We start from the raw sequence: 13,544 nt of genomic DNA on the forward strand, positions 1-13,544 counted from the left end.
CGCGGCCCACAGGCTTGTGGCGGCGCCAGCGGCAAGCGCGGCAAACCAAGCCACAATAGCCGTCTTGCCCGCGCGTTTCTTGCCCTGATGACGCCGGGCGCGCGATACCCGCCCTACCGATCTATCCTCGCATCACCCATGTTTCCCTTTTCTTCCCCCAGCCCTGCGCCTGAACCCGATGCCGCTGCTCCCGCGGACAAGAGCGCCCACGTGCATCCGCTGGATGCGCTGACCGGCGGCGCGTTCTCCGCGACCACCTCGGGCGAGCGTTCCGCCCGCATCCGCGACTGGCTGGCCACCGACCCCGACAGCGCCCAGATGCAGGAAGTGTTCAAGGAGCTGAGCGCGCGCGACAAGGGCGCGGCCAAGGCGATACGCGAGCGCCTGGAGGAGCAGCGCCGCGCCGTGGCCCAGCAGGCCATGGCAGCGGAGTGGGCGGCGCGGGCCCAGGCCTTGCTCGATGCCCCCCGGCTCAATATTGCCGATGCGCTCGCCTGGCAGCGCGACGCGGCCCGTGCCGGCGCGCCGCTCTCGCGTGAGCCCTTGCAGACGCTCAAGACCCGGCTGGCCGAACGCGTCAAGGCGGTGGAAGACCTGCAGCACCGCGTGCAGGTGCAGCGCGAGGCCGCGGTGCTGATGGCGCAGCGCATCGAGGTGCTTTCCACCAAGCCCTGGCGCGAGGCCGAGGCCGCCCACGCGGCGCTGGCCGAGGATGTCGTGCGCTGGCGCAGCCAGGCACGGGAGATCGTGCAAGACCCCGTCTGGCCCGGTGTGGACCTGCGCTTTGCGCCCCAGCTCGAGTCGGCGCAGACCCAGCTCGGCCTGGTCTGGGACGCGTTTGGCGCCGCGCTCACCCAGGCGGCCGCGGCCAGCGAGGACTCCAAGGCCCCGCTGCCGCAGGTGCCCGTCTGGGCCGAAGAACTGCGCGCCGCCCGCGGTGAAGCAAGCAGCCCCGCGGCCGAGCCCGCGCGCGCCGCGCCCAACCCCGAGCGCATCGCCCAGGCCGTGCAGGCCGTCACCGAGGCGTTGACGCGATTGGAGGGCGCCACCGCCCAAGGCCGTGGCAAGGCCAGCGTCGGCGCGGCCCAGCAATTGCGCGCCGCCTGGAAGGCGCATGGCCGCTTCCTCGATGCGGCGCTGGAGGCGCGCGTGCATGCCGCACTGACCGCGGCCGGCGAGCTCGAAGGCTGGCAGCGCTGGAGCGCCGATCAGATCCGCGAAGAACTGGTGGCCAAGGCCCAGGGGCTGCTGCAGCGCCCCGAAGGCCAGGCGCTGGGCGGGCGCCGGCTGCAGGAGCAGCTGCGCCAGCTGCGCGAGCAATGGAAGCAGGCCGACCAGGGCGCGCTGGCCAACCATGCGCTGTGGAAGAAGTTCGACGAAGCCTGCAATGCCGCGCACAAGCAGGTCGAAGAGTGGCTGGAAAAATCACGCGCCCAGGCGCAGGAGCACAAGGCCCAGCGCCTGGCGCTGATCGACGAGCTCAAGGCCTGGAGCGCGGAGCACGCCGGCTCCAGCGACTGGAAGACGCAGATCCGCGCGTTGCACCAGTTCGGCGAGCGCTGGCGCAGCAGCGGTCACGTCGGCGAAAGGCTCTTTGCCGAACTGCAGCCGCTGTGGAAGCAGGCGCTGGCCGCCGCCGGCGCGCCGCTGGCCGCGGCCCAGAAGCAGAACCTGCAGGAGCGCCAGGCGCTGATCGACGAGGCGCAGGCCCTCGGCGCCGCGCCGCAGCTGCGCACCGACGCGGTCAAGGCGCTGCAGCAGCGCTGGCAGGCGCTGGCGCAGGCCGTGCCACTGGAGCGCCGCCAGGAACAAAGGCTCTGGGACGCGTTTCGCAGCCCGATCGACGCTGCTTTCGAACGCAAGAGCGCCGAGCGCGAACGCAGCGTCGCCGCGCTGTCGGCGCACGACGCCGCCGTGCTGCAGGCGTCGCGCGCGCTGGATGCCGCCAACGCCTCGGGCGATGCCGAGCAAATCCGCCAGGCGATGCAGGAGCTGCAGGTGGTGATGCAGGGCCGCCCCGCGCAGGCGGCACCAGAGGAATCTGAACAAAAACCGGCCCAAACGCCCGCCAGTCAAGCGGATGCAGCTACGGTATCTGAAGATGCCGGCGCTGAAGACACACCAGCGCCGGCCGCGGACGACGCGGTCGCACCGGCCGCGCCGCGCCGCGTGGTGGCCGTGCGCGGCGATGACCGGCCCGACGCCCGCAAGCCGGCTACGCCGGCGCCGACCGGACGCAAGCCCTCGGGTCCGCGTCCCGAGGGGCGCGGGCCACGCCCCGGCGGCGAACGCTTTGGCCGCGACCGCCAGGACCGCGGCGCCCGCCCCGAGCGCGGCCCGCGCCTGGGCGACGCCGCATTTCGCGCCCAGCGCGAAGCGGTGGAGCAGGCGCAGATGGCACTGCGCAAGCTGGCAGCCCAGGCCCACGGCGAGGCGTTGGGTCAGCTCATGCAGGCCTGGGAGCAGCGCGACGCCGCCTTGCTGCCCGCTGCCCGGGAGCTGGGCCGCGGCGTGAACGCGCAGGCGCTGGCCGCCTGGGCGAAGGCGCTGCAGGGCGGCGCGCAGGCCGGCAATGCCGAGGCGCTGCTGCGCCTGGAAGTTGCCGCCGACGTGCCCACGCCGGCCGAACACCACGACGCGCGCCGCGCGCTGCAACTGCAGTTGCTCACGCGCCGCAATGAACCGGGCCCGGGCGAGACCTGGCCCGAGGACACCGCCCGCGTGCTGGCCGGGCCGGCGGACCGCGCCGGCGGGCAACGCCTGCAGGCAGCGCTCAAGGTGCTGCTGCGCAAGTGATCTTGCGCGCAGCAAGCCAAAAGGCAAAAGAAAAGGCCGCTATGCAAATGCAAGCGGCCTGTCTTCGTATCAATGCCAAGTGTTCTTCTACACTTGGTGCCCAGGAGAGGACTCGAACCTCCACGGAGTTACCCGCTAGTACCTGAAACTAGTGCGTCTACCAATTCCGCCACCTGGGCATTTCAGGAAGTCGCAGATTGTATAGCAAAAAAAACGAGTTTCACGCAAACGCCAACAAGGAAATTGAAGGCAGCGTGCGCGGCCACCGCGACGGACACGGCTTCGTGCTCCGCGACGACGGTGAAGGCGATATTTACCTGGCACCGAACGAGATGCGCGCGGTGCTGCACAAGGACCGGGTGCGCGTGCGCATCATCGGCCAGGACCGGCGCGGCCGCCCCGAGGGGCGGGTGCTCGAGATCATCGAGCGTCCCAGCCAGACCATCATCGGCCGCCTGTTGCACGAGGCGGGCATCTGGCTGGTGGCGCCGGAGGACACGCGTTACGGGCAGGACGTGCTGGTGCCGCGCAGCGCCATCGGCAGCGCCAGCGTCGGCCAGGTGGTGGTGGTGCAGCTGACCGAGCCGCCGGCGCTGCACGGCCAGCCGGTAGGCCGCGTGGTGGAGGTGCTGGGCGAGATCGACGACCCCGGCATGGAGGTGGAGATCGCGGTGCGCAAGTACGGCGTGCCGCACGTCTTCTCCGACGCCTGCCTGGCGCAGGCCCAGGCGCTGCCCGACCAGGTGCGCGAGGCCGACTGGCAGGGCCGCGTGGACCTCAGCGACGTGCCCTTCGTGACCATCGATGGCGAAGACGCGCGCGACTTTGACGACGCCGTCTATTGCGCCCCGATGCGCCTGGGCCGGGCCAAGGCCTGGCGCCTTCTGGTGGCGATCGCCGACGTCAGCCACTACGTGGATTCGGGCGGCGCCATCGACGCCGATGCCTACGAGCGCGCCACCAGCGTCTATTTCCCGCGCCGCGTGCTGCCCATGCTGCCGGAAAAGCTTTCCAACGGCCTGTGCTCGCTCAACCCCGGCGTGGCGCGCCTGGCCATGGTCTGCGACATGGTCATCAACGGCAAGGGCCAGACGCACGCCTACCAGTTCTACCCCGCGGTCATCCAGAGCCATGCGCGCCTGACCTATGCCCAGGTCTCGGCCGCGCTGGCCAATACCCGGGGATCGCAGGCGGCCCAGCTGTCCGCGCAGCTGCCGGACCTGCTGCACCTGCACGAGGCTTACCGCGCGCTGCTGGCGGCGCGCCACGCGCGCGGTGCGGTGGACTTCGAAACCACGGAAACCCAGATCGTCTGCGACGACAACGGCCGCATCGAGAAGATCGAGCCGCGCGTGCGCACCGAGGCGCACCGGCTGATCGAGGAATGCATGCTCGCGGCCAACGTCTGCGCCGCCGACTTCGTGGGCGAATACCACCGTGACTGCCTCTACCGCGTGCACGACAAGCCCACGCCGGAAAAACTCGAGCTGCTGCGCGCCTACCTCAAGGCACTGGCGGTGCACGTGAACCTGCCCGACGACCCGCCCACTGCGGCCTTCCAGGCGATCGCCGCCGCCACGCGCGATCGCCCGGATGCGGCGCAGATCCACGGCATGCTGCTGCGCTCCATGCAGCAGGCGATCTACACGCCCATCAACAGCGGCCATTTCGGGCTGGCGTTTGACGCCTATACCCACTTCACCAGTCCGATACGGCGCTATCCGGACCTGCTGGTGCACCGGGTCATCAAGTCCATCCTGGAAGACAAGACCTATCAGCTGCCCGCGCTGCCGCTGCCGGGCGAGGCGCAGCACAAGCTGGCGCGCCAATGGGCCGCCAAGGGCCGCGGCGAAGGGCAGGGCGGCGCCGCCCCCGCCAGCAAGTCGCGCCTGGCCTGGGAAGCCGCGGGCCTGCACTGCAGTGCCAACGAGAGGCGCGCCGACGAAGCCAGCCGTGACGTCGAGGCCTGGCTCAAGTGCCAGTACATGCGCGAGCACCTGGGCGAGGAGTACGGCGGCGTCGTGACCGCCGTGGCGGGCTTTGGCATTTTCGTGACGCTCGACGCGCTGTATGTCGAAGGCATGGTGCACATCACCGAGCTGGGCGGCGAATACTTCCGCTTCGACGAGGTGCGCCAGGAGCTGCGCGGCGAGCGCACCGGCATGCGCTACGCCGTGGGCACCCGCCTGCGCGTGCAGGTCAGCCGCGTCGACCTGGACGGGCGCAAGATCGACTTTCGACTGGTGCACGATGAGTCCGCCTCCATCCCTGCCCGGCCCGAGACCGCGCGCGCCGCACGCAAGGCCAGCCGGCGCTCCGACGAGGACGGGGCCGACGGCGCACCCGCGGTGCCCCAGGCCAAGGCGGCCGCGCCGCGCGGCGGGCGCGGGTCGCGGCATGCGTCCTCGGGGCGCGGAAGGCGCTCGTCATGAACGCGCAGGGCCGGGTGGCAATCGTCACCGGCGCCGGCAGCGGCATCGGGCGGGCAGCGGCGCTGGCACTGGCGCGCGCAGGCTGGCGGGTGGTGCTTGCGGGACGCCGCCCCGAGCCCCTGCAGGCGCTGGCGCAGGAATGCGGCGGCAAGGATGCGGCGCTCGCGCTGCCCACCGACGTGGCCGACCCGGCGGCGGTGCGCCGCCTCTTCGACGCCAGCGTGCAGCACTACGGCCGGATCGACCTGCTGTTCAACAACGCCGGCACCGGCGCACCGGCGGTGCCGCTGGACGAACTCGAGGTCCACCACTGGCAACAGGTGGTGGACGTGAACCTCAGCGGCATGTTCTATTGCCTCCAGAACGCCTTTCGGGTGATGAAGGCGCAAACGCCGCGCGGCGGGCGCATCATCAACAACGGCTCGATCTCGGCGCATGCGCCGCGCCCGCACTCGATTGCCTACACCGCCACCAAGCACGCGGTCACGGGCCTGACCAAGTCGGCCTCGCTGGACGGGCGCGCCCACGACATTGCCGTGGGCCAGATCGACGTGGGCAATGCCGACACGGCGCTGGCGCAGCAGCTCACCCAGGGCGTGCTGCAAGCCCACGGCGCCATGGCCAACGAGCCCCTGATGGACGTGGACATCGTCGGCGCCTCGGTGCTGTACATGGCCGAGCTGCCGCTGTCGGCGAACGTGCTCTTTCACACGGTGATGGCCACGAAAATGCCGTTCGTCGGCCGCGGATAAAACGTGGCGCGCTCACTTTTTCTACGGGCCTTGGCGCTGGTGTGCCTGGCGCTGGCGAACGCCGCGATGGCCGCGGGCGGCGCGGCGGGCGACATGGAGCAGCGCGTGCTGCCGTGTACCGTCTGCCATGGCAAACAGGGGCGGGCAACGCCCGATGGCTACTTCCCGCGCATCGCCGGCAAGCCCGCAGGCTATCTGTACAACCAGCTGCGCCACTTTCGCGACGTTGAGCGGCGCTATCCGCCGATGGCCTATCTGCTGAGCTATCTGAGCGACGACTACCTGGCCGAGATCGCGCGCCATTTTTCGGAGCTGCAGCTGCCCTATGGCGCGCCGGCGCCGGTGACGGTCAGCAGAGCCCAGCTTGCGCGCGGTGAACAGCTGGTGCAGAGCGGCGATGCCGCGCGCGAGCTGCCCGCCTGCAGGCAGTGCCATGGCGCGCAGTTGACCGGCGTTGCGCCCTTCGTGCCCGGCCTGCTCGGGCTGTCGCAGGATTACCTGAGCAGCCAGCTCGGCGCCTGGCGCACCGGCCAGCGCCACGCGAGCGAGCCCGACTGCATGGCGCAGGTGGCGCGGCGCATGGCGCTCGAAGACGTGCAGGCGGTCGCCGCCTGGCTTGCGGCGCAGAAGGTGCCCGCGGGCGGGCAGGCGGCGGCGGGCTTCACGCACACGCTGCCGCTCGCCTGCGGCAGCCTGGATGTGCGCTGGCCGCCGGCTGGCAGGGCGGGGGGCGCGCAATGAGCATGCGCAGGCTTGCCTCCGCGGCCGTCGCATTGCTGCTGGCGCTCGGTCTGCTTGCGACCGTGGCCATCTGGGTGCTCAACTTGCGCGGCGAAGCACCCGTGGACAGCACGGGCAAGGCCTCGGGTGATGCGCAGCAGATTGCGCGCGGCGCCTACCTGGCCCGCCTCGGCAATTGCGCTGCCTGCCACACCCGCGCGGGCGGCGCGCCCTATGCGGGTGGGCGGGCGATCGACACGCCCTTTGGCGCGGTGTATGCAAGCAACCTCACACCCGACGTGCAAACCGGACTGGGCGGCTGGAGCCCGGACGCCTTCTGGCGTGCGCTGCACCATGGGCGCTCGGCCGACGGACGCCTGCTCTACCCGGCCTTCCCCTATCCTGCCTACACCCACATCACGCGCGCCGACGCCGACGCGCTCTTCGATTACCTGCAAAGCCTGCCCGCCGTGCGCCAGACCACGCCCGCGCCAGCGCTGCGCTTTCCCTACAACACCCAGGCGGCGCTCGCCGTCTGGCGCGCGCTGTATTTTCGTCCGGGGCGGGAGCGCCCGGCGCCCGAAACGCCGGTGCAGCGCGGCGCCTACCTGGCGCAGGCCCTCGGTCATTGCGCCGCCTGCCACAGCCCGCGCGATGCGCTCGGCGGTCCGCTGCGGGGCGAAGCATTGGGCGGCGCCATCGTGCCGGGCGAATACTGGTGGGCGCCCTCGCTGCATTCGTCGGCGCAGGCCGGCATGGCCAACTGGAGCGAGCAGGACATCGCCACGCTGCTGACCAGCGGTACCTCGGCCAAGGCAGGGGTTTCCGGTCCCATGGCCGAGGTCGTGTTCCACAGCCTGCAACACCTCAGGCCCGAGGACGCCCTTGCGCTGGCCGCCTGGCTGCGCGCGCTGCCGCAGCAGCCACCGCGGCCCGAGCGCACCGCGTCGGTGGCGACGGCACCGGTGCTCGAGCGCGGTGCGCAGCTGTACGCCAACCACTGCGCCGAGTGCCACCAGGACGAAGGCCAGGGCAGGAGCGGCGCCTTTCCAGCGCTGGCGGGCAACCGCGCCGTCACCATGGCCGAGCCGCTCAACCTGATCCAGATCACGCTGCACGGCGGCTACCTGCCGGCCACCGCCGGCAACCCCCGCCCCTATGGCATGCCGCCGTTTCGCCAGACCCTGGCCGATGGCGACATTGCCGCGGTGTTGAGCTACATCCGCCAGGCTTGGGGCAACCAGGCGGGCAGGGTGGATGCGATAGCCGTGCACCGCGTGCGCGAGCGCACCCGGTATTGAGCGATGCCCCCCATGTCCGAAGCGAGCGAACCCTGGTGGATCGTCTGCCTGTGCGCCCAGTGGTGCAAGGTCTGCCGCGGCTGGCGTGCGGATTTCGAGGCGCTGGCAGCGCAGCAGCCGCAATGGCGTTTTGCCTGGGTGGACGTCGAGGACGAGGAGGAACTGGTCGGCGATTTCGATGTCGAGACCTTCCCCACGCTGCTGCTGGGGCGGGCCGGACAACTGCGCTACTGCGCGCCCATCGCGCCGCGCCCCGAGGTGCTGCTGCGGCTGGCGCAGGGCTTGCTCGGTGAGCATGCGCCCGGCACAGGCAATGCCGAGGTGCTGGCCTTGTTGCAGCGCATCATTGCCGAGCGAAGCTGAGGCCCCGGCCCTGCCTTGCCGGGGCTTGCCATAACTTGAAAAGCAGGGTATTTGACACTACAATACCCGCTTCACGACCAAAACCGGGCGGGTTGCAACCGCCCGTTTTTTTTGGTCGATCGGTTTTGGATGGGGCCGGGGCCCCGCAACGGCGCAGAGAACACAAGGCAGTGGCATTGCAGCAAATCGTGCAGCAGACCGTCGAAGGTCTGGGGTTTGAGCTCGTGGACGTGGAGCGCTCCGCAGGCGGGCTGCTGCGCGTCACGATAGACGTGCCCTGGCAGCGCCCCGAAGCGGGGCAGGCCGCGGCCGAGCGCTACATCACGGTGGACGACTGCGAGGCCGTCACGCGCCAGCTGCAGTTTGCGCTGGAGGTGGGCAGCATCGACTACCAGCGGCTGGAGGTGTCCTCGCCCGGCATCGACCGGCCGCTGCGCAGGGAAGACGACCTCGAGCGCTTCGAGGGCGAGCTCATCGACCTCACGCTCAAGGCACCGCTGGGAGCGGCCGCGGGCGGTCAGGTGGCCGCCAATCGCAAGAAATTCCGCGGGCGGCTGGAGCGCGCCGAGGGCGGCGGCTGGCAGATCACCTGGAGCGACGAGCCCGCGCCCCGGCCGGGCCAGCGCGTGGGCCGCAAGCGCGAGAGCGCGCCGCTGCAGGTGCTGGGCTTCGAATGGGACGAGCTGCGTGAAGCGCGCCTGGCGCCGGTGGTGAACTTCAAGGGCCGCGCGGGCCGCACGCCGCAAACCGATTGACACAGACCAATGGCGGGGCAGTTGCCGCAGGGCCGGCCCGAAACAGACAAAGACAGGAGTGCCTGGGCATGAATCGCGAGTTGTTGATGCTGATTGAAGCGATTTCGCGCGAAAAGAGCGTGGATCACGAGATAGTTCTGGGGGCAGTGGAGTCGGCGCTGGCCCAGGCCACGAAGAAACTCTACGAGGGCGAAGTGGACATCCGCGTCGCCCTGGACCAGGAAACCGGTGACTACCAGACCTTCCGCCGCTGGCTGGTGGTGCCCGACGACGCCGGGCTGCAGAACCCCGACGCCGAAGAGCTGCTCATGGACGCGCAGGAGCGCGTACCCGGCATCGAGGTGGGCGAATACATCGAAGAGCCCGTCGACTCCGTGCCGATCGGGCGCATCGGCGCGATGGCGGCCAAGCAGGTCATCCTGCAGAAGATTCGCGACGCCGAGCGCGAGACCCTGCTCAACGACTTCATGAGCCGCGGCGACAGGATCTTCTCGGGCACCGTCAAGCGCATGGACAAGGGCGACATCATCGTCGAGAGCGGCCGCGTCGAGGGGCGCCTGCGCCGCGGCGAGATGATTCCGAAGGAAAACCTGCGCACCGGCGACCGCGTGCGCGCGATGATCATGGAGGTGGACCTGACGCTGCGCGGCGCGCCCATCCTGCTGTCGCGCTCGGCACCCGAATTCATGATCGAGCTGTTTCGGGGCGAGGTGCCAGAGATCGAGCAGGGCCTGCTGGAGATCAAGAGCTGCGCGCGCGACGCGGGCAGCCGCGCCAAGATCGCGGTGCTCTCGCACGACAAGCGCGTGGACCCGATCGGTACCTGCGTGGGAGTGCGCGGCACCCGCGTGAACGCGGTGAGCAACGAGCTGGCCGGCGAGCGCGTGGACATCGTGCTCTGGAGCGAAGACCCGGCGCAGTTCGTCATCGGGGCGCTTGCGCCGGCCAATGTGCAGTCCATCGTGGTGGACGAGGAAAAGCACGCGATGGACGTCGTGGTGGACGAGGAAAACCTGGCCATCGCCATAGGCCGCGGCGGGCAGAACGTGCGCCTGGCCTCGGACCTCACCGGCTGGAAGATCAACATCATGGATGCGGCCGAATCGGCCCAGAAAGAGGCCGACGAAACCAGCGCCGCGCGCGAGCTCTTCATGCAAAGGCTGGACGTGGACGAGGAAATCGCCGACATCCTGATCCGCGAGGGCTTCGAAAACCTCGAGGAAGTGGCCTACGTGCCGCTGCAGGAGATGCTGGACATCGAAGGCTTTGACGAAGACCTCGTCGAAGAGCTGCGCACCCGCGCCAAGGACGCGCTGCTGACCATGCAGATCGCCCGCGAACAGGTGGTGGGCAAGGTCAGCGAAGACCTGCGCGAGCTCGAAGGCCTGACCACCGAGCTGATCGTCAAGCTCGCCGCCGGCGGCGTGACCACGCGCGACGAGCTGGCTGACCTGGCGGTCGATGAACTGATGGAACTCACTGGCCAAAGCGACGAAGACGCCAAGGCCTTGATCATGAAAGCCCGTGAGCACTGGTTTGCAGCGGGTGATGAATAAGGCCGGGGAGGACCGAACCGAATATGTCGAGCATTACCGTCGCCGAGTTTGCCGCTGAACTCAAGAAAACGCCCGAAACCCTGCTGTCTCAGCTGCGCTCCGCCGGGGTGGCCAAGAAGTCTGCCACCGACACCGTGAGCGAGGCGGACAAGCAGCAGTTGCTGGACCACCTGCGCGCAGCGCATGGCACCGAAGTCAAGGAGCGGCGCAAGATCACCCTGGTCAAGCGCTCCACCAGCGAAATCCGCCAGTCCGACGCCACGGGCAAGGCGCGCACCATCCAGGTGGAGGTGCGCAAGAAGCGCACCTTCATCAAGCGCGAAGAAGCGCCCGAGGCCGCCGCTGAAGCCGCCGAGGCGGCGGCAGCCGCTTCCGTGGTGGACGACGCCGAGCAGGCGCGCCGCGCCGCCGAGGCCGAGCGCCAAGCGGCCCTGCTGCGCCAGCAGGAGGCCGACGGCAGCCTGAGCCAGCGCGAGCGTGACGAGCGCGCCCGCAAGGAGCGCGAGGCCGAAGAGCGCGCCGCCGCCTACCTGGCCGAGCAGCGTGAGCGCAAGGCCCGCGAGAAGGCCGAGGAAGAGGCCGCGCGCCAGCAGGCCTCGCGTCAGGCGGCCGAGCGCAAGGAAGAACAGGCCCAGGCCGAGCAGGAAGCGGCCGCCGAGGCCCAGGCCCGCGCCGCCGAGGAAGCCGGGCGTGCCGAGGACCAGGAAGAGCGTCGTCGCCGCGCCCAGGCCGAGGCCGAAGCCATCCGCGCGATGCTGGCCGCGCCCAAGAAGGTGCTGGTGGCCAAGAAGCCCGAGGAGGCGCGCCACGGCAAGGACAAGGACGCCGCCGCCAAGGGCGACGCCAAGAAGGGCACGCTGCACAAGACGGCGGGTACGGCCGCGCCCTCGACCAGCAAGGAGGTCAAGTCCTCCAAGCTCTCTTCGAGCTGGGCCGGCGAGAGCGAGAAGCGCAAGGGCATCAAGACCCGCGGCGACAGCTCGGGCGGCGTCGGTGGCAACCGCTGGCGCGCGGGCGGCGGACGCGGCAGCCGCAGGGGCGGCGCTCGCGAGGAACGCCACCAGCCGCAGGCGCCGGTGGAATTTCGCGCGCTCGAGGTGCATGTGCCCGAAACCATCACGGTGGCGGAGCTGGCGCACAAGATGGCCGTCAAGGCCTCCGAAGTCATCAAGGTGCTCATGAAGATGGGCCAGATGGTCACGATCAACCAGCCGCTGGACCAGGACACCGCGATGATCATCGTCGAGGAAATGGGCCATACCGCCATCGTCGCGGCGCTGGACGACCCCGAGGCCTTCACCGCAGAGGAAGTCTCCAGCCACGACGCCGAAGCCCTGCCGCGCGCCCCCGTGGTTACCGTGATGGGCCACGTGGACCACGGCAAGACCTCGCTGCTGGACTACATCCGCCGCACCAAGGTCGCCACGGGCGAGGCCGGCGGCATCACCCAGCACATCGGCGCCTACCACGTGAAGACGCCGCGCGGCATCGTCACCTTCCTCGATACCCCGGGCCACGAGGCCTTCACCGCCATGCGTGCCCGCGGCGCGCAGGCGACCGACATCGTGATTCTGGTGGTGGCCGCCGACGACGGCGTGATGCCCCAGACCAGGGAAGCCATCAAGCATGCGCGCGCCGCCAAGGTGCCGCTGGTGGTGGCCATCACCAAGTCCGACAAACCCGAGGCCAACCCGGAGCGCGTCAAGCAGGAGCTGGTGGCGCAGGAGGTGGTGCCCGAGGAATACGGCGGCGACGCGCCTTTCATCGCGGTGTCGAGCAAGACCGGCATGGGCATAGACGACCTGCTGGAATACGTGCTGCTGCAGGCCGAGGTGCTGGAGCTCAAGGCCCCGGTCGATGCCATGGCCAAGGGCCTGGTGATCGAGGCGCAGCTGGACAAGGGCCGCGGCCCCGTGGCCACCGTGCTGGTGCAGTCGGGCACGCTCAAGGTTGGCGACGTGGTGCTGGCCGGCCAGACCTTTGGCCGCGTGCGCGCCATGGGCGACGAGAACGGCAAGGCCATCAAGGAAGCCGGTCCCTCCATCCCGGTGGAAATCCAGGGCCTTTCGGAAGTGCCGCAGGCGGGCGACGAGTTCATGGTGCTGGGCGACGAGCGCCGCGCACGCGAGATTGCCACCTACCGCGCCGGCAAGTTCCGCAACACCAAGCTGGCCAGGCAGCAGGCGGCCAAGCTGGAAAACGTCTTTGCCGAGATGCAGGCGGGCGAGGTGCAGCACCTGCCCATCATCGTCAAGGCCGACGTGCAAGGCTCGCAGGAAGCGCTGGCGCAGTCGCTGCTCAAGCTCTCCACCGACGAGATCAAGGTGCAGCTGGTCTATGCCGGCGTGGGTGGCATCAGCGAGTCCGACGTGAACCTGGCGCTGGCTTCCAAGGCCATCGTCATCGGCTTCAACGTGCGCGCCGACGCCAATGCGCGCAAGACGGCCGAGATGAACGGCGTGGATCTGCGCTACTACAACATCATCTACGACGCGGTGGATGAGCTCAAGGCGGCGATGTCCGGCATGCTCGCGCCCGAACAGCGCGAGGAAGCGCTGGGCACGGCCGAGATCCGCACGGTGTTCGTGGCGACCAAGATCGGCACGATTGCCGGTTCCTACATCACCTCGGGCCAGGTCACGCGCGGCTGCAAGTTCCGCCTGCTGCGCGAGCATGTGGTGATCTACACCGGCGAGGTGGAGTCGGTGCGCCGCCTCAAGGACGACGTCAAGGAAGTCAAGGAAGGCTTCGAGTGCGGCATCAAGCTGCGCAACTACACCGACATCAAGGAAGGCGACGAGCTCGAATTCTTTGAAGTCAAGGAAGTGGCGCGCACGCTGTAAAGAGGCAGTTTGAGCGTGGGGTGCTT

Annotated in this window: 9 protein-coding genes and 1 tRNA gene; 9 read left to right on the forward strand and 1 reads right to left on the reverse strand. The window is 69.7% G+C overall.

Going from position 1 to position 13,544, the window contains the following annotated elements; all coding sequences use genetic code 11:
- The first annotated feature begins 138 nt into the window (after positions 1-138).
- The gene (locus FOZ74_RS15355) at positions 139-2,796 is read left to right on the forward strand and encodes a DUF349 domain-containing protein (protein WP_146913923.1); all 2,658 of its coding nucleotides are present in this window, start codon (positions 139-141) and stop codon (positions 2,794-2,796) included.
- A 94-nt stretch (positions 2,797-2,890) separates the two neighbouring features.
- Here the strand turns inward: FOZ74_RS15355 and FOZ74_RS15360 are convergent.
- Positions 2,891-2,975 (reverse strand) — tRNA-Leu (locus tag FOZ74_RS15360).
- Between the two features lie 18 nt (positions 2,976-2,993).
- Between FOZ74_RS15360 and rnr the strand changes: the two genes are divergently transcribed.
- From rnr to infB, 8 genes are all read left to right on the forward strand, one after another.
- A complete protein-coding gene (rnr, locus tag FOZ74_RS15365) occupies positions 2,994-5,228 on the forward strand; it encodes a ribonuclease R (protein WP_146913924.1) in 2,235 nt (744 codons plus the stop codon).
- Positions 5,225-5,980, forward strand: coding sequence for an SDR family oxidoreductase (locus FOZ74_RS15370; protein ID WP_146913925.1), 756 nt, complete (start codon positions 5,225-5,227; stop codon positions 5,978-5,980). Before rnr ends, FOZ74_RS15370 begins: the two co-directional genes overlap by 4 nt.
- A gap of 3 nt (positions 5,981-5,983) precedes the next feature.
- Positions 5,984-6,721 carry a c-type cytochrome gene (locus FOZ74_RS15375; RefSeq protein ID WP_432417464.1) on the forward strand — a complete coding sequence of 246 codons (738 nt, stop codon included), beginning with the start codon at positions 5,984-5,986 and terminating at the stop codon, positions 6,719-6,721.
- Between the two features lie 2 nt (positions 6,722-6,723).
- Positions 6,724-8,001, forward strand: a complete 1,278-nt coding sequence (locus FOZ74_RS15380; protein WP_186764619.1) for a cytochrome c — start codon at positions 6,724-6,726, stop codon at positions 7,999-8,001.
- Between the two features lie 12 nt (positions 8,002-8,013).
- Positions 8,014-8,364 carry a thioredoxin family protein gene (locus FOZ74_RS15385; RefSeq protein ID WP_186764620.1) on the forward strand — a complete coding sequence of 117 codons (351 nt, stop codon included), beginning with the start codon at positions 8,014-8,016 and terminating at the stop codon, positions 8,362-8,364.
- A 170-nt stretch (positions 8,365-8,534) separates the two neighbouring features.
- On the forward strand, positions 8,535-9,119 hold the full coding sequence (gene rimP / locus FOZ74_RS15390; RefSeq protein ID WP_146913928.1) for a ribosome maturation factor RimP: 585 nt from the start codon (positions 8,535-8,537) through the stop codon (positions 9,117-9,119).
- Between the two features lie 68 nt (positions 9,120-9,187).
- A complete protein-coding gene (gene nusA, locus FOZ74_RS15395; protein ID WP_146913929.1) occupies positions 9,188-10,675 on the forward strand; it encodes a transcription termination factor NusA in 1,488 nt (495 codons plus the stop codon).
- Positions 10,676-10,698: 23 nt separating this feature from the next.
- Positions 10,699-13,518, forward strand: a complete 2,820-nt coding sequence (gene infB, locus FOZ74_RS15400; protein ID WP_146913930.1) for a translation initiation factor IF-2 — start codon at positions 10,699-10,701, stop codon at positions 13,516-13,518.
- Positions 13,519-13,544: the final 26 nt, after the last annotated feature.

It is taken from the genome of Comamonas flocculans (assembly GCF_007954405.1).
In the GTDB taxonomy this organism is placed as follows: Bacteria; Pseudomonadota; Gammaproteobacteria; order Burkholderiales; family Burkholderiaceae_C; genus Comamonas_C; species Comamonas_C flocculans.